This window comes from Arthrobacter terricola, from assembly GCF_004354015.1.
Taxonomy (GTDB): Bacteria; Actinomycetota; Actinomycetes; order Actinomycetales; family Micrococcaceae; genus Arthrobacter; species Arthrobacter terricola.
Genome location: NZ_SMRU01000033.1, coordinates 36,137 through 52,184, shown reverse-complemented (window position 1 = coordinate 52,184; position 16,048 = coordinate 36,137). Strand labels below are relative to the sequence as shown.

15 protein-coding genes are annotated in these 16,048 nt (G+C 64.8%); 4 read left to right on the top strand and 11 right to left on the bottom strand.

Annotated elements, in window-relative coordinates; translation table 11 throughout:
* Positions 1-422 precede the first annotated feature (422 nt).
* Positions 423-2,075: a malate synthase A gene (gene aceB, locus E1809_RS21870; protein ID WP_133206354.1), complete on the bottom strand. Its 1,653-nt coding sequence runs from the start codon at positions 2,073-2,075 to the stop codon at positions 423-425.
* Positions 2,076-2,507: 432 nt separating this feature from the next.
* Positions 2,508-3,839, bottom strand: a complete 1,332-nt coding sequence (aceA, locus tag E1809_RS21865) for an isocitrate lyase (protein ID WP_133206353.1) — start codon at positions 3,837-3,839, stop codon at positions 2,508-2,510.
* A gap of 155 nt (positions 3,840-3,994) precedes the next feature.
* Here aceA and E1809_RS21860 point away from each other — a divergent pair, with 155 nt between their 5' ends.
* Positions 3,995-5,503, top strand: coding sequence for an XRE family transcriptional regulator (locus tag E1809_RS21860; RefSeq protein ID WP_133206352.1), 1,509 nt, complete (start codon positions 3,995-3,997; stop codon positions 5,501-5,503).
* Between the two features lie 11 nt (positions 5,504-5,514).
* Here the strand turns inward: E1809_RS21860 and E1809_RS21855 are convergent, their stop codons facing one another.
* A complete protein-coding gene (locus tag E1809_RS21855; RefSeq protein ID WP_133206351.1) occupies positions 5,515-6,054 on the bottom strand; it encodes a DUF6036 family nucleotidyltransferase in 540 nt (179 codons plus the stop codon).
* A gap of 46 nt (positions 6,055-6,100) precedes the next feature.
* Entirely contained in the window at positions 6,101-6,802 is a 702-nt protein-coding gene (locus E1809_RS21850) for a queuosine precursor transporter (RefSeq protein ID WP_133206350.1), read from the bottom strand.
* 180 nt (positions 6,803-6,982) lie between these two features.
* On the opposite strand from E1809_RS21850, the gene E1809_RS21845 reads away from it, so the two are divergent.
* Both E1809_RS21845 and E1809_RS21840 read left to right on the top strand, forming a co-directional pair.
* Entirely contained in the window at positions 6,983-7,669 is a 687-nt protein-coding gene (locus E1809_RS21845; RefSeq protein WP_133206349.1) for an ABC transporter ATP-binding protein, read from the top strand.
* Positions 7,670-7,671: 2 nt separating this feature from the next.
* Entirely contained in the window at positions 7,672-9,195 is a 1,524-nt protein-coding gene (locus tag E1809_RS21840; protein WP_235835722.1) for a DUF6297 family protein, read from the top strand.
* Between the two features lie 93 nt (positions 9,196-9,288).
* Here E1809_RS21840 and E1809_RS21835 read toward each other — a convergent pair whose 3' ends face one another.
* From E1809_RS21835 to E1809_RS21810, 6 genes are all read right to left on the bottom strand, one after another.
* The gene (locus E1809_RS21835) at positions 9,289-10,218 is read right to left on the bottom strand and encodes a type IV toxin-antitoxin system AbiEi family antitoxin domain-containing protein (protein WP_133206347.1); all 930 of its coding nucleotides are present in this window, start codon (positions 10,216-10,218) and stop codon (positions 9,289-9,291) included.
* A gap of 138 nt (positions 10,219-10,356) precedes the next feature.
* Entirely contained in the window at positions 10,357-11,637 is a 1,281-nt protein-coding gene (gene tgt, locus E1809_RS21830) for a tRNA guanosine(34) transglycosylase Tgt (RefSeq protein WP_205754296.1), read from the bottom strand.
* A 97-nt stretch (positions 11,638-11,734) separates the two neighbouring features.
* Positions 11,735-12,457, bottom strand: a complete 723-nt coding sequence (locus E1809_RS21825; protein WP_133206345.1) for an SRPBCC family protein — start codon at positions 12,455-12,457, stop codon at positions 11,735-11,737.
* Positions 12,458-12,496: 39 nt separating this feature from the next.
* Positions 12,497-13,477 carry a DUF6707 family protein gene (locus E1809_RS21820; RefSeq protein WP_133206344.1) on the bottom strand — a complete coding sequence of 327 codons (981 nt, stop codon included), beginning with the start codon at positions 13,475-13,477 and terminating at the stop codon, positions 12,497-12,499.
* 86 nt (positions 13,478-13,563) lie between these two features.
* Positions 13,564-14,103: an NUDIX hydrolase family protein gene (locus E1809_RS21815; RefSeq protein WP_133206343.1), complete on the bottom strand. Its 540-nt coding sequence runs from the start codon at positions 14,101-14,103 to the stop codon at positions 13,564-13,566.
* Between the two features lie 76 nt (positions 14,104-14,179).
* A complete protein-coding gene (locus E1809_RS21810; protein ID WP_133206342.1) occupies positions 14,180-14,860 on the bottom strand; it encodes a VOC family protein in 681 nt (226 codons plus the stop codon).
* Between the two features lie 61 nt (positions 14,861-14,921).
* On the opposite strand from E1809_RS21810, the gene E1809_RS21805 reads away from it, so the two are divergent.
* The gene (locus tag E1809_RS21805) at positions 14,922-15,524 is read left to right on the top strand and encodes a YdeI/OmpD-associated family protein (protein ID WP_133206341.1); all 603 of its coding nucleotides are present in this window, start codon (positions 14,922-14,924) and stop codon (positions 15,522-15,524) included.
* Between the two features lie 5 nt (positions 15,525-15,529).
* Here the strand turns inward: E1809_RS21805 and E1809_RS21800 are convergent, their stop codons facing one another.
* On the bottom strand, positions 15,530-16,048 hold the full coding sequence (locus E1809_RS21800; protein WP_133206340.1) for a hypothetical protein: 519 nt from the start codon (positions 16,046-16,048) through the stop codon (positions 15,530-15,532).

Genomic DNA, 16,048 nt, shown 5'->3' with positions numbered 1-16,048 from the left:
GACACGTGCAGCAGCCTCCTTCCGGGACGTCCCGGAGGACCGTAACCGGAAGAACTCCTCACGCCCCGGGTGAGGGCCGGCTCCCCGTTTTCCCCGGCCTTTCAACCCGGCCTTCCGGACCCAGGATGCTCCGGTCACCGGATTGATCCCGCATTCCCTCGCGGCCGCCGTCGTATTCTGCAAACGATCAAACACCGCGAAGAAAGCAGCCTTCTCTTCCAGCCCATAACGGCTTGAACGAACCACGGTCGTTGCAACTCCCAAAAATCAGGGTGTTGCAACGACCGCTAGAACCCGCCCGTTTTAAGGGGGCTCACCTGTACACAAACTCCGTCGCTGGGCTGCCTCCCCGGCCTTCGGGGTCACTTGTTGCGAAGAGTGCGGGCAGCCCAGCGGGCGGAGGGGTTCTTGGGTAGGGCTGTTCAGGCGGCTACGAGTTCTTCCTTGGTGGCTTCTTCGCGGGCTTCGGTCAGGTAGCGGGCGTAGGCCGGGATGGTCAGGAAGGTGGGGAATTCCGCGGCGAGGGTGACTTCCTCGAAGATGCTGCGGGCATCGTTGAAGCGGTCGTCGTCAAAGCGTTCAAGGCGGGCGAATTCCTCGTCCAGCAGTTCGTTGATCCATTCCCGGGTGATGATGTCGCCGTGCTCGGTGATGGCGTGCGCGTGGATCCACTGCCACAGCTGCGAGCGGGAGATCTCCGCGGTGGCCGCGTCTTCCATGAGGTTGTGGATGGCCACTGCACCGTTGCCCCGCAGCCAGGATTCGATGTAGCGGATGCCCACCTCGATGTTGTTCCGGATGCCCTGTTCGGTGATGGTGCCCGTGGTGGAAGCGACGTCGATCAGCGCACGGTCGTCGGGAACGACGTCCTCGCGTGAGCGGTCCAGTTGGTTCGGGCGGTCGCCGAGTACGCCGTCGAACACCTCGCGGCAGACCGGGACCAGGTCCGGGTGCGCCACCCAGGAACCGTCGAAACCGTCGCCGGCTTCACGGGTCTTGTCCGCGCGGACCTTCTCGAATGCTGCCGTGTTGGCGGCCTCGTCCTTGCGGTTCGGGACAGCCGCGGCCATGCCGCCGATCGCCATGGCGCCGCGGCGGTGGCAGGCCCGGACCAACTGCTCGGTGTAGGAACGCATGAACGGCTGGGTCATGGACACCTGGGCGCGGTCAGGGAGCACGAAACGCGGACCGCGGGTGCGGAAGTTCTTGATGACCGAGAAGATGTAGTCCCAGCGTCCGGCGTTCAGGCCAGCGGCGTGGTCCCGCAGCTCGAACAAGATCTCCTCCATCTCGAACGCGGCCGTGATGGTCTCGATCAGCACCGTGGCGCGGATGGTTCCCTGCGGGATTCCGAGCAGGTCCTGCGCCAGGACGAAGATGTCGTTCCACAGCCGTGCCTCGAGGTGGTTCTCGATCTTGGGCAGGTAGAAGTACGGGCCCTTGCCCTGTGCCAGCAGGCGGCGGGCGTTGTGGAAGAAGAACAAGCCGAAGTCCACCACGCCGCCGGCCACGGGCTTGCCGTCGATGAGCATGTGCTTCTCAGGCAGGTGCCAACCCCGGGGCCGAACCACGATGGTGGGCAGTTCCTCGGCGGCCTTGAGCTTGTATTCCTTGCCCTCAGGCGAAGTGAAGTCGATCCGGCGCTCCAGCGCATCCGTCAGGTTCAACTGCCCCTGGATCACGTTGCGCCAGGTCGGGGTCGAGGAGTCTTCCATGTCGGCCAGCCACACCTTGGCGCCCGAATTGAGCGCGTTGATGGTCATCTTCCGGTCAACCGGCCCGGTGATCTCCACCCGGCGGTCCTCCAAACCCGGAGCCGGGGGAGCGACGCGCCAGCTCGGGTCATTGCGGATGTCCGCCGTCTCCGGGAGGAACCGCGGATCCTGCCCGGACGCGATCTGGTTGCGGCGCCCGTGCCGGGCCTGCATGAGCTCCTGGCGGCGCTCCGCCGTCGCGCGGTGCAGCTTCGCTACGAAATCGAGTGCGTCCGGAGTCAAAACCTCGTTCTGCCGGTGAATAGGTTGTGCGGTCAGCGTGATGCCATTGATCGTGTAATTGTCAGTGAAGCTGTTCATGTCAATCTCTCCTCAAGAGAAGCAAAGGTTCGACGGCGGGCTGCGGCTAGGTGCCTGATGGGCCGAGGGTGCGGGTGCCGGGTTGGGTGCCGGACAAGGCAATCCTCCGCGTGCTATCCCCATCTCCGTCCTAAGGCCTCGCAAAGCTCGGCCGAGGACGGTGACAGGGCCCCTTTACGCACGCTTCCGGATCACCTTGCCCGGCTGCCGGAAAGGCGCCTTACGCTCGAGGCCGGAAGGCCGGTATTGCGGCAGCCTGCGTAAAGGGGCCCTGTGCCCACCCTCGACCGAGTTCTACGAGGTCATGGGGTGGGCATGGGGATAGCAGGCAGAGCATTGCCGGTCCGCAGGCCGGCGGTGACCAGGGTCGGTGGTGACCAGACCGCTGGTGACCAGACCGCTGGTGAAGCCCGGTCCGCCGTCGGAAGTGGGTTAGTGGAATTGGCCTTCTTCGGTGGATCCCACCAGGGCCAGGGTGGATGCGTTCGGGTTGAGCGCAGTGGCGATGTCGTCGAAGTAGCCGGTGCCGACTTCGCGCTGGTGCTTGGTTGCGGTGTAGCCGCGGGATTCGGAGGCGAATTCCTTTTCCTGGAGTTCGACGTAGGCGCTCATGCCTTCGCGGGCGTAGCCGTGGGCGAGGTCGAACATCGAGTAGTTCAGAGCGTGGAAGCCGGCCAGGGTGATGAACTGGAACGTGAAGCCCATGGCGCCGAGTTCGCGCTGGAACTTGGCAATCGTGGCGTCGTCGAGGTGCTTCTTCCAGTTGAAGGACGGCGAGCAGTTGTAGGAAAGCATCTGGTCCGGGAAATCGGCCTTGACGGATTCGGCGAACTTGCGGGCCAGTTCCAGGTCCGGGGTGCCCGTTTCCATCCAGATGAGGTCGGAGTACGGGGCGTAGGCCTTGGCGCGGGCGATGCAGGGTTCGATGCCGTTGCGGACCTTGTAGAAACCTTCAGCGGTGCGTTCGCCGGTGATGAACTGCTGGTCCCGCTCGTCGACGTCGGAGGTGATCAGCGTTGCTGCCTCGGCGTCGGTGCGGGCGATGACGACGGTCGGGGTGCCGGCGACGTCGGCTGCCAGGCGGGCGGCGTTCAGCGTGCGGATGTGCTGCTGCGTGGGGATGAGGACCTTGCCGCCGAGGTGGCCGCACTTCTTTTCCGAGGCGAGCTGGTCTTCCCAGTGCACGCCCGCGGCGCCGGCCTGGATCATGGATTTCATGAGTTCGTAGGCGTTCAGCGGGCCGCCGAAACCTGCTTCGGCGTCGGCGACGATCGGGACCAGCCAGTCCCCGACACTCTGGATGCCCTCGGAAAACTCGATCTGGTCCGCGCGCAGCAGGGCGTTGTTGATGCGGCGGACAACGGTGGGGACCGAGTTGGCCGGGTAGAGCGACTGGTCCGGGTAGGTGTGGCCGGAGTTGTTCGCATCGGCCGCGACCTGCCAGCCGGAAAGGTAGATGGCGCGCAGGCCGGCCTTGACCTGCTGGACGGCCTGGTTTCCGGTGAGGGCGCCGAGCGCGTTGGTGTATCCGCCTGTGGGTGCTTCCTCGGTGAGCTGCTTCCAGAGCTTTTCGGAACCGCGGCGGGCCAGGGTGTGTTCTTCGGAGACGCGGCCGCGGAGGCGGACGACGTCGGTGGCCGAGTAATCGCGGGTGACGCCTTCCCAACGCGGGTTGGCAGCCCATTCGAGTTCCAGCGCGGCGGCCTGCTCGGTTGCGGTCTGCTGAGCGGACGTGGGCTGCGCTGGTTCAAATGCTGCGGTCATTGTTCTGTCTCCTTCGACGCTGCTGATGCGTGTTTTCTGGTTTGTCACCCCGGCCGGACGTCGCTGCGCCTTTGCAACGGGTCCGGTCGGGGTTTCCGTGGTTATTACTTTTCAGCACTTCCAAAGGTCTTTCTAGAGGAAAACCATGGAAAGAAATGCACTTCTTCGCGTATTCTCAAGAAATGTCACCTGTGAGCTGGAACCGCGAAGTACCACCGCCGTCGCCGGCGTCCACCGCCGAACTGGACGTCATCAGCCTGGGCCGCCGCGTGCGCCATCTCCGCAAGCAGGCGGGACTGACGCTCGACGACTTGAGTGCCGCCGTCGGGACCGCTCCCAGCCAGTTGAGCCTCATCGAGAACGGCAAGCGCGAACCGAAACTCGGCTTGCTGAAACAGCTCGCCGCCGCATTGAACGTGGGCATCGACCAGTTGCTCGGGGCCGAGCCGCCCAGCCGCCGCGCCGCCCTCGAAATCGAGTTGGAACGGTACCAGCGCGGACCCCTGTATGAGTCGCTGAACCTGCCCAAAATCCGCATCAGTTCGCGGCTTCCGCTCGACGTGCTGGAGTCGCAAGTGGGGCTCCTGCAGGAGCTTGAACGCAAGCTCAACGAGCAGGTCGCGACGCCGGAAGAAGCCCGGCGTGCGAACGGCGAGTTGCGTGCCATGATGCGTGAGCGCGGCAACTATTTCCCCGAGTATGAGGCCGAGGCGCAGAAGGTGCTCAAGGGCGTCGGCTACACCTCCGGACCGTTGAGCCAGCACGTCATCGCGGACATCGCCGAGAACCTCGGATTCACGCTGCACCATGTGGGTGATTTGCCCCATTCCACGCGTTCAGTGACCGATTTGAAGAATCGCAGAATTTATCTCACGCAGAGCCAGCGGCAGGACCATGACCCCCGTTCGGTGCTCCTGCAGGCCTTGGGCCACTACGTCCTGGGCCACGAGACGCCGCGCAACTACGGCGATTTCCTGGCGCAGCGCGTGGCCACCAACTACTTCGCCGCGGCGCTGCTCCTGCCCGAGCATGCCACCGTCGAGTTCCTCCAAAAGGCGAAAGCGGCCAAGGAAATCGCCGTCGAGGACATCCGGGACGCCTTCGCGGTGTCCTACGAAACCGCGGCTCACCGCTTCACGAACCTCGCCACGAAGCACCTGGGGATCACCACGCACTTCCAGAAAACCCACCAGAGCGGGATCATCTACAAGGCCTACGAGAACGACGGCGTGGCGTTCCCCCAGGACCACACGGGCGCCATCGAGGGACAGCCTTCGTGCAGGGCATGGACATCGCGGGCCGTGTTCGACGTCCCGGACAAGTTCAGCGCCTACAGCCAATACACGGACACGGTGTCCGGCACGTATTGGTGCACGGCACGCACGGAGCGCTCGGCGGCGGGGGAGTTCTCGCTCAGCATCGGGGTCCCGTACCAGCACGTGAAGTGGTTCCGCGGGAGGGAGACGACGGCGCGGGCTACTTCGACGTGCCCCGACCCGAACTGCTGCAAGCGCCCGCCGGCGTCGTTGGCTTCTTCGTGGGCCGGCAACGCCTGGCCGTCCGCGCGGGCCCATTCGCACCTTCTCGCCGCCATGCCTCCGGGCGCCTTCCCCGGCGTGGACGAGACCGAGGTGTACGCGTTTTTGGAGGCGCACTCGCGGTAGCAGCCGGTGCGCTACCGGCCGACCGACATCGCCCATGACAGGGCAGCGTCGCGGCGAGGTTCCGCCGGATCGATGAGCCTGATCCTCGCAACCAGTTCGGAAGGAACGATGAGCGATGATTCGATGAGGGCCACGACGAAGGCGTGGTCGGTCGGCCGTCCGGCAATGAGTTTCGCGGCGCAGAGATCGTACGGATCGAGGCAAAGTCCGGTGCTGTTGCGGGTCCGTTCGCTGCGCACCCCTACCAGCCGGTAGTCCCAGTCCGCCGGGAGCACAGCCGTTTCCCTTTCGGCGGCTTGGATGTAGAAGCCGAACTCCTTATGGAACGGGGACCATTCGCCCAGGGCGGCATCGATGCTGTCCGCCAGGGAGCCCGCCTCGTCATCGGAAAACGGGGCGATGTCCACGGCGTCGGACGTGACAATCGATGCGGGCAGTTGCTCCTCGGTGTAGGAACCAAGAATGGATTGGCTGCCAAGCACGATCACCCGGTCCTCATGAATTACTTCGGCGGCAGCCCGGATCGCGTGTTCAAGGTCATCGCGGCGCATGGCTGTACCGTACGCCCGCGCACGACGATTGTCAGTAGTGGCCAGCTCAGGCCCAGTAGCTGGGTTCGCGCTTCTTGATCCAACCGATCACCAACGATGTCACCGGAACCAGGACGTATTGCACCGCGACCTTGTAGACGAAGCCGACCAGGACGTAATTGACGAAGCCGGCGAAGTCCGTGATGCCGATGACCGAAGCCGCAATGCTGCAGAAGATGAGGGTGTCGACGAATTCGCCCACTCCGGAGGAACCCATGAGCCGGGCCCACAGCGTTTTTTCGCCGGAGCGGGCTTTCATCTTGACCAGGATCAGGGAATTGATGGTCTGTCCGGCGAGGAACGCGAGCAAGGATGCGAGGACGATTTGCGGAACCGGTCCGAGCGCACCTTCGATGGCGGCCTGCTTGGCGGTGCCGTAATCGTCGGTGAAGCCGGGCAGAGCGATGATGATCCAGTAGCACAGCGAGGCAAACGCGGAGAGTGCGAACGAGGTGATGATGGCCTTGCGGGCAACCTTGAAGCCGTAGATCTCGCTCATGACGTCGCCGAGGATGTAGGCGAGCGGGAAGAGGAAGAAGCCGCCGTCAGTAATGATGGGACCGAACGCCACGCCCTTTGACGCGCCGATATTGGACAGGATCAACACCACGGCCATGATGGCCAGCATGATGCCGAAATAGGGCGAGCCGATCGAGGCGAAACGGGGCGCGGGTTTCGTCGCGGTTTGGGGTTCTAGGGGCGAGGTCATCGGTTGTCCATTCGTAGTGGTTCGCGCAGGCGCCGGAGTGATCACGATGCCCCGCTGTATTAGCACTGGAGGGTGGACCCGCTGGGAAACCGCGGAGCCTCACCAATTCTTGCACCGATGGCGCGGGCGTCGGCCCACGAGTCCCATGGGAATCGCAAGGAAGTCCGGTAGTTTCGAACCATGAGCCCGAGGACTGCCGTGTTGACGGCCGAGAATCTTGTTGCAGGTTATGGCGAGCACGCAGTATGCGGCCCGCTCGACGTCGAAGTTTTCCCCGGCCAAGTGCTCGGGATGGTGGGGGAAAACGGCGCCGGAAAATCAACCCTGCTCCGAACGATGATCGGCGCCCAGGCCGCGGTCGACGGCGATTCCCACGTTTTGGGGTTGTTGCCCGACGACCGCTCGGCCCTGTTCCGTCGTCGGGTTTCGGTGCTGTTGGACGAGGACGCCTACTTCGACTCGCTCACGGTCCGCGAGCACCTCTCGCTCGTGGCGCGCGGGCACGGACTGGCCAACCCGGACAAAGCTGTGGAGGGAGAGATCGATTTCTTCGAGCTCCATCCCGTGGCAGACGCCTTTCCGGACCAGCTTTCCTCCGGCCAACGCCGCAAGCTCCTCTTGGCTTCAGCATTTATCCGGCCGTTCGATCTCCTTGTCCTGGACGAACCCGAGCAGCGGCTCGACACCCGCATGCGCGGCTTGCTCGCGCAGCGGATCGCCCGCACCGCGAAGGCGGGTGCCGCCGTCGTACTGGTCACCCATGATGCCGACGTCGCCCGGGCGTCCTGCACCTCAGCGGTCATAGTCGACGACGGCGGTGCGCGCCTGGTCGATACCGACGCCGCAGTTGCGAGGATCCGCCAGTGAGCATGTCCAGCGCAGCCGTGGCTTCCTTGGAGACAGTGAGCTTCGACCCCGAGCGTGCCACGCGACGGGTCATCCGCCCGCGTGGTCAATCGCTGTGGTCACGGCTCGGCGAACTCTATGTGCAGTTCCTGACATTCGGCGTTGCCCTGATCTACGCGACCGGTTTGCTCAACGGTCTTACCGCTGCCGCGAACCACGGCTTTGGAGGCCATCTTCTCCGCGAGGGTTACGGAGTAGTTCCGGTTGAATACGGCCTTGGGGCCACGTTCGCGCTCCTCGGCCTCGCAGCGTTCTGGGTCGCCGGACGACTCGGGCCTTTGGCCATTACGGCGAACCAACGCCATTGGTGGTACTCACTCGCGATTGACCGCGAACCTCTCTTGGCCCGGGGCCTGCGTCGGGCGATGGGCGCCGCGGCTGTGGTCGGTGGCCTTGCAACCGTGCCGGTCGCGATTGTGCGTGGTTCGAGCGCAGGAGTGCTCGCCGGACAGATTTTCGCGGGTGCGCTCACCGGTGCCGCGATCCTTTCCTTGGCCGCGTTCGCGCAGTCCCGTTTGTCGGCGTTGCCAGCCCGCACGCCCGGTCGGCAGCAAGGCCGAGCCATCACAACCGTCGCAGCGGTGCTCGCGGCCGGACTTGGCGCCTTGCTGTTCGGAACGCTCGAAGGATCGTGGCTTTTTGCCATTGCCCCTGCAGCGGTCCTGATCGCGACAGCCGTGGGCATGCGAAACAAGCTGTCCAATGTTCGGACCTCGTCGCTGCTCAAGGCCGGGGCTGCCAGGGGACATGTCCAAGCTGCGCTGACCCTGATGGACACAGGCGAGTTGAGTGCGTCCCTCTCCAGCGGTGGCAAACGCAGCAGGGCCAAGCTCCCCGGAGTGCCCACCACACCGGCCGGCGCGTTGTTGCACGCCGAAGCGACGGTCCTCGTACGACAGCCCGCAAGGTTGTGGCGCTGGGTCCTGGGTCTCGCCGTCGTTCCATTGGTCGGGTTGGTCCGGACCTTTGGTTCGCCCATTGTCTTGCTCCCGGTATTGCTGGCCGCGGCGGTCTTCTCCTCCACAGCGATCGCGGGCCCGCTGTGGCAGTTGCGCATGGCCCCGAGCCTCGACGCCCTCCTGCCCATCTCCAGGACGACCTCGCGCTGGATCCACGCCACGCTCCCGGTGGTGCTCATGGGGATATGGACGACGGCGGCTGCCGGATTTTTCGTGCTGGCTGGCGGTTTCCATGCCGAACTCATGGTCCTGGGCGCTGCCGCAGGTGGTGGCCTCGGAGCGGGAATGCTGCGCCGTGCCTTCCGTCAACAGGAAGACCTGACCAAGCTCGTGTACCTCATGCAGCTGGGCAGGAGCGGCCCCGCGATGTTGGGCACGAGGATCCGAGGCTACGTTTTGTGCCTCTCCGCCTTGGTTCCCTTGGCCCTGGGAATGCTGTTCAATGCCCCGGAGCCCTTGGTGATGCCGGCGGTGGTCCTGAACCTGGTGCTCTTGGTGATCGGCGTGACCACCGCGGACCGCCCCTGAGGGCTTCGCAGGCGCGAGTTCGCTGGAATGGTGCCGGCTCGCCCGAACCTTTCGGCGACCCGGGCGCATTCCAGCGATTTCGACGGCGGTGGTCTATCGACGGAGCGCATTCAGCACTCGGTTCTTGAATTCCTGCTCGCGAAAGAGTTGCTTCCACTCCACACGGACGAAACGCCAACCGTCCTCGATAAGGGCCTTCTCCCGGCGTCGCTCCTCGAAGATCACCTTGGCGGTTGGCTTGAAATCGAAGTACTTGGTTTCGCCATCGAATTCCAATGCGACCTTTGCCTCCCGCCAGGCAAAGTCCATCCGATGCCGACCTGCCCGGCTCAGCACCTTGACTTGCGGTTCAGGCATGGGCAACTTCAGCCGCGAGATGAGTTCGCGGCACAAGGTTTCGCCGGCCGACTCGGATCGCGGATCGGCGTTGAGCAAGGCTTTTCGAAGGTACCTGACGCCGCGTCGGCCATCCAACGCGTCAGCCATGGCCTGCAATAGCCCACGATCAGCGCCAAGCCTGAGCGCATGGTCCATGAGCACCAGCGCGTGCTTGTAGCTCAGCAGCATGCCGCAATCCACTGCCGTCCGCTCCAAGGACGTGACCCGTAAGCTCCCGATTGTCACGATGTCCGTCTCGTCGAAAGGCCTGGTGTGTCCGCGAACGTCCTTGCCAAGGCGCTCGCTGGACGGCCGGACCCGCAGCAGGATGTGGATGAGGTCGTCAACATTCCAGAGGAAGAGGCGGTGGAGCCGCGCTGCCGAGGTGTGGCTATATGCGAAGTCTCCCGCCGACGTCGTGAGCGTTCCGTGCGCATGCGCGTGTATCAGCTGCCTGCTGCGGACCGACGCGGATTGCTTCTCCCAGATCGTGCCGCGGATGTAGCAGCCGTATCGTAGCCGGACAAGCTTGCCGTGACGCACCAGCAGCAGGATTGCACGGGAATTGAGGCCGTATGCGTGGAGTTGATCGGTGCGCCAGAGGTCTCCCTTTTCAGGGAGCGAAGGTGGCTGGGAAGGCGTCATTGATCCAGCCTCGCTGGTGACCTAGGGCCGCGGAAGCCACTTGCTCGCCTATGTGGAAAACCCGAGTTCGCCGGAACGACGCCAGATCGCCCGAAGGCTCCGGCGAACGGGCACCGTTCCAGCGATTTCGACGGGGAGCTACGAGTAGTACCGCCCCAGGGTCTCGGCCTTGAGCTCGAAGAAGTCCCCGGACTCAATAGCCAAGCGGGCGTCGTCCACCATCTTCACCACGAAGCGTTCGTTGTGGATGGAAATGAGCGTGGCCGAGACTATTTCGTGGGCTTTGTACAAGTGGTGGATGTAAGCCCGCGAATAGTTGGCGCATGTGTAGCAATCGCAACCGTCATAGAGTGGCCCGAAGTCGGACTTGTAGCGCGCTCCGGAGAGGTTGAACCGGCCGGAGGGAGTGTAGAACGCGGAGTTTCGGGCAACCCGGGTGGGTGAGACGCAATCGAAGGTGTCGGCCCCGTTTTCGATGGCCGTGAAGATGTCGTCCGGCTCGGAGATGCCCAGGAGGTGCCGAGGCTTGTTCTCGGGGAGCTCTTCGTTGCACCACCGCACAATCGTGCCAAGGTTCTCCTTCTCCAGCGCCCCGCCGATGCCGAACCCGTCGAACGGCATCCCGCCGAGGTCGCGGCAGGCTTTGCGTCGTAGGTCCTCGTACTGGGCGCCTTGGATGACCCCAAAAAGGGCCTGGTACGGCTTCCCCACGCGGGACGCGGTCAGGCGTTCATGCTCGACGACGCAGCGCTCGGCCCAGCGTCGCGTCCGCTCGAGGGATTCCTCTTGGTAGCCGCGCGAGTTTTGCAGCGTGGTCAATTCGTCGAAGGCGAACATGATGTCCGCCCCGATCTGATGCTGCACCCGCATGGAGATTTCCGGCGAAAACCGGTGACGGTCGCCGTTGAGGTGCGATTTGAACCAGACCCCCTCCTCGTCCACGTGCGCGAGCCGCTCCTTGCCGGGAGCCACGGCGTCGTCCGGCCCGGAGGTGTCCACCGAAGTCATATCGATGACCTTCTTGAATCCCGAGCCAAGGCTCATCACTTGGAAACCGCCGGAATCGGTGAAGGTGGGGCCGTCCCAGTTCATGAACGCGCCGAGCCCGCCCGCCGCGTCGAGGATTTCGGGTCCGGGCTGAAGGTACAAGTGGTAGGCGTTCGCCAGCAGGGCTTGCGCGCCGAGTTCCTTCAAGGACTCAGGCAGCACGGCCTTGACGGTCGCTTTGGTCCCGACGGCGATGAACGCGGGCGTCTGGATGGTGCCGTGCGGCGTATTGATGGTTCCCGTGCGGCCGAGGAAGTCGCCCCCGTTGGCGTCCACGAGTGCGGACGACGGCGGACACGTTTCAGTGAGCCGCGTGCCCACCTCGAACGAAAACCCGGCCGATGGAAGGCCGGCATCGAGGCGGGGCGGCATGGAATCGTACGGGCTGGAATCGGGCGTGAACGTATCGGCTGGCACCGTTACAGTCTGCCAGCCCTAAAGCCCGGATCCAGCCGTAAAGCCCGGGTCGTCAGTGCGAAGGCACCTCCGCGGGGGAGTTCTCGGCTTTCCAGCTGGCCCAGTGGCTGCGGATGGATTCCAGGTCCGCGGCACCCAGGTCGTAGGTCGTAGCGATTATCATGGTGCCGCCGTCGGGCCTTTTCTCTGGAATCACGGGCTGGTCCGCCACGATCAGGAGCCCGTCTCCGTGCTCCGCGTAGCTGTGCACCGTGAGGCCCACCTGGTGGTTGCTCCGGCACCAGACCTTGCCCGAAATCGTCTCACCGGTCGTCAAGGTCAACGAGTATTCCTCCCCGGGAGCGGGCAGCTCCGACAGGCCGAGCTTCTGGATCCCGGACCCGCCGCCGGGCACGGAAACAAAATGCGTGCGCCGGTGGCCATGCGGATGGTGTTCAAGGGTGAAACGGAGCTGGTGAAGGAATGTCAGCCAGCCCTGGGTGATGTCCTCGTCCCAGGCGGCCCATTCGGAATCGTGGTCCAGGGCGGCACGCGTCACCCGGACTTCCGTGCCGCCGCTGACGGGGGTGAGCTCGAAAACGTCCCCGCCATTCACGGTGAGGCTTGTGTGGTCGGGGCCTTCGACAACGTCGTTGCTGAAGTAGATTTGGTTGATTTCGTCGCCCAGTTCATCGGTTTCCCAACCGTGCCATTGGGCCACGAGCGACGGTTCGCGCAGCATCGTCCAAACTTGCTGCGCGTCTGCATTAATCACAACGCTCAGATTGTTCGTCATGGGCACGAATCTACCGCCGTTGGGACGGGCAGGACAGAGCTATCCGCGGACTGCCTCGAGTTCGTTGTGGATCCGGTTGTCGAGTTCGTCAAGGCTGATGGTGTCCGAACCGCCGTGCGAGCGCAGGAACATGAGGGCTTCCAGCCGGAGAAGGCGCCATTCGCGTTCGGCGTCGCGGTTGCCGTTGTCGATGGAGCGGAAGATTTCCTTGTCGTAAAGGTTCGGTTCGTTCAGCCCGCGTTGACGGACTTTCGCGGCAATCCGGGCCTTGAACGGATCGGTCTCGAGTCCTTCGGGTGCCCGCAGGAGCTGGTCGTAGACGTCGCCGCGATCGGTCTGGCCGAGTTCCCGGCAGATCAAACTGGAGAGCGCGAGCGACCGTTCGACGGACATCCACCGGTCGCGGTTCCCGTCGAACGGGAGGACGTTGAGGATGTCGGCGAGGGCCAGGGCGTTTTCCGGGTCCCGCAACTCGATGAAGAGGTCGTGCGCGAGGTCGCTGAGATCCCGTAGGCAACTGCCGGATTTCGTGTTGATTCCCTTAACGAGCCTTTCGCTCAGCACCGCCACGCCGTTGCGTCCCGGGTGTGCCGTGGCCGCCGCCGCGACGAGGTTCTCGGGCGTATTGCCGGGTTCGGGAATGAGGGCAAGTTGCTCGGCGGTGGGCCCTGCGGACGGGCTGACGGTCGGCGCCGTCGCGGGCAGCGGTGGTACGACGACGGCGGGAACCGGCTCGGCGGAGTCGTCGCCGTCGTCGGGGGTAACGTCGTCGAAGACCGGATTCAGAGGAACGACGGCCGCATCCCCGACCGGCACTATGGAACCGACCCCGATCCGCACGCTCGCGCCGTCCACCGTGGTCGCGACGACGAGGGCCGGCACGTCGAAATCGTCGTGTTCGAACTCGATGTGCGCGATTTCCTCTGCCGGCCCCTCACCGGGGAGGTACAGGAAGTCCCCGATTTGCAGGGCCCCAGCCTGCAGTTCACGGTATTGCTGGTGGGCTGGGCTGTGAGTCATCGGAAATCCTTTGGTTCTCTTGGGGTCCGCCCAACAGTCTATGCAACCCCGCGCCGCAAGTGGGGGATGCCGACGCCCCTATCGCCCTATTGTCCGACGCCGGCGAACGCCAGGGCTTGCCGTACCAGGTTGCCGCGACCCCCGGTGAATTCTTGCTGGACGTCGTCGCTGAGGATTTCCTGCGGGGTCATCCAGGTCAGCTCGAGGGCGTCTTGGCGAGGATCGCACTCGCCCGTCACGGGAATGACGTAGACGAGGGACACGGCGTGTTGGCGGTCGTCGGTGAAGCCGGTCTGCGACGGCGCCGGGAAGTATTCTGCCACCGTGAACGGCACGGGGCTGACCGGGAGCTGGGGGAACGCCAGAGGGCCGAGGTCTTTTTCCATGTGGCGCAACAAGGCGGCGCGGATGGTTTCGCGGTAGAGCACCCGACCCGAGACGAAGGAACGAACCATGCTGCCGTCGGCGTCGCCTTGCAGCAGCGTACCTACCTCGTTGACGAAGCCGAGCGGATCCAGGCGGACGGGAACGGCTTCAACGTAGACCATGGGGAGTCGGCCACGGGCTTCGAAGAGATCTTCGTCGGAAAGCCAGCCGGAGTAGGGGTCGGGGGTTCGCACATTCATGGTTAAGTTCTACCGCATCCGTTGCGGTTCCACGCTTTTGGCGACTGTATCTGAGCGGGCGTTCGTGGAATGGCCGTCATAGCTGAGCGGGCGTCGGGCGCGGGACAGCCACGCTGATGCTGGCTCCTCCCGGTGCCGGGACTCTGATCGACTCGCCGTTCCGGGCAGCGGTGAGGCCCGCGGCGGCGAGCCGGGCCTCGAGTGCTGCGGGGTCGCCGTCGTACTCGAAAGCGAGCGGACCGGAAGCGGTGGTGCCGGACTGGCGCACCTGAATGATGCCGCCGTTCTTGCACGTAAAGTCCGCCTCATCGGTGGACATGTTCCGTGCCCGCGCCCCGATGTTGCGCATGTCCCGTGCGGCTTGCGGCACGTCCGGGGCAAGCCAGGTCCCGACGACGGCGAGCGCCGGATCCGCGTCAGGGCTCGTTGTGCGGCTGGTCGCCTTGTCCGCGAGGAACGTGAAGTCGTCGTGCGCGGTGATGCGGACGGCCTGGCCGTGGTCGGCATCTATCAGCTCGGCGCGGGTTCCGTCGGCCACGGTGCGCCGGGCGAACTCGGCCAGGTCGCCGACCTCGACACCGAAAACAGCGGCGTCGGGCGATCCTGTGGGGGAATGGTGGAGCGCGACCCTGCCCGAACCGGCGTCGAACTCCATCCAGCCGCCCTGGTCTTGGACGCACACGAGGCCGAGGGCTTCGAGGAAGTGTTTCCAGGCGGAGATGTCAGCGGTGAAAAGGATGGGGCGCACGCGCAGCATGGAACCTCCGGCGGTCAGAGAGGGACTTTCGTCCCAGCCTAGCGGGAGCCAGAATGGGGCAATGGCTGTTGAACTCGAAGAATTGATCGTCAAGGACGCGGCGGAATGGCGGACGTGGCTCGAAAAGAACGGTGCCGACAGTCCGGGTGTGTGGCTCGTGCTGCACAAGAAGGGCGGCAACGTGACGGAGTTGGACTACGCGGCCGCCTTGGATGAGTGCTTGTGCTTCGGGTGGATCGACGGCCAGGGCAGGAGGCGCGACGACGAGAGCGTCTTCCAACGCATGACCCGCCGCGGTCCGAGGAGCCCATGGTCCAGGCGGAACGTGGGGCACATCGCCCGCTTGGAAGCGGAGGGGAGGATGACCCCGGCGGGACGAGCCGCCGTCGAGAGCGCCAAGGCGGACGGCCGCTGGGAGGCCGCCTATGTTGGCCAGGCGGACGCGGAGGTTCCGGCGGATCTTGCCGCGGCGATTGCTGCTGATCCGGATGCCCAGGCGATGTTCGACGTTTTGACGTCGGTCAACCGTTATGCCCTGATCTACCGCACGAATTCGGTGAAAAGGCCGGAGACCCGGGCCAAGAAGATCGCGGGTTTCGTTGAGATGCTGGCCCGCCAGGAAACGCCGCATCCGCAGAAGAAGAAGCCGTCTGTGGAGGGATAGTGTGCCTATTCAGGCTTCTCCCGGGACAACGCGACGATCCAGTCAGGAGTCGTTTCGCCGAGCCGCTGGTCTAGCGTGATCCTCGCCTTGGCCGCGGCGATCTGGACCCTGTGGTCCTCCGGGGCAGGAGGGCCTGGCGGGGCAGCAGGCCCAGGCGGTTGGACGGTCCGCGGTGCCGGGGCCGCCGCGGCTGCCTCGAGCGCGTCTTCGGTCCCGACCCTGAGGAGGGCGAGTTCCTCGTGGCTCGCGAGTTCGCTCCGGCCAAGGATGTCGATGGCCCTTTGCCCCATTTCGGCCTCGGAGCGGCTGCGGGACAGGCAAGCGTCCAGGGCCCATTGGGCGCGCCGCCACCATTCGGACCGGTTGTCCGACCTCGCCTTTTGCCGCAGCGTCAGGAGGCCGACGGAGGCCGCGACGATTGCGGCGACCAGGACTGCCAGTGGGCTGAGCGCGCTAACGATTTGCCACCACTCCGGGGGCGCGGCCACCACCGTCACGGGAATCGGACTTGGCACAGGGTTCAC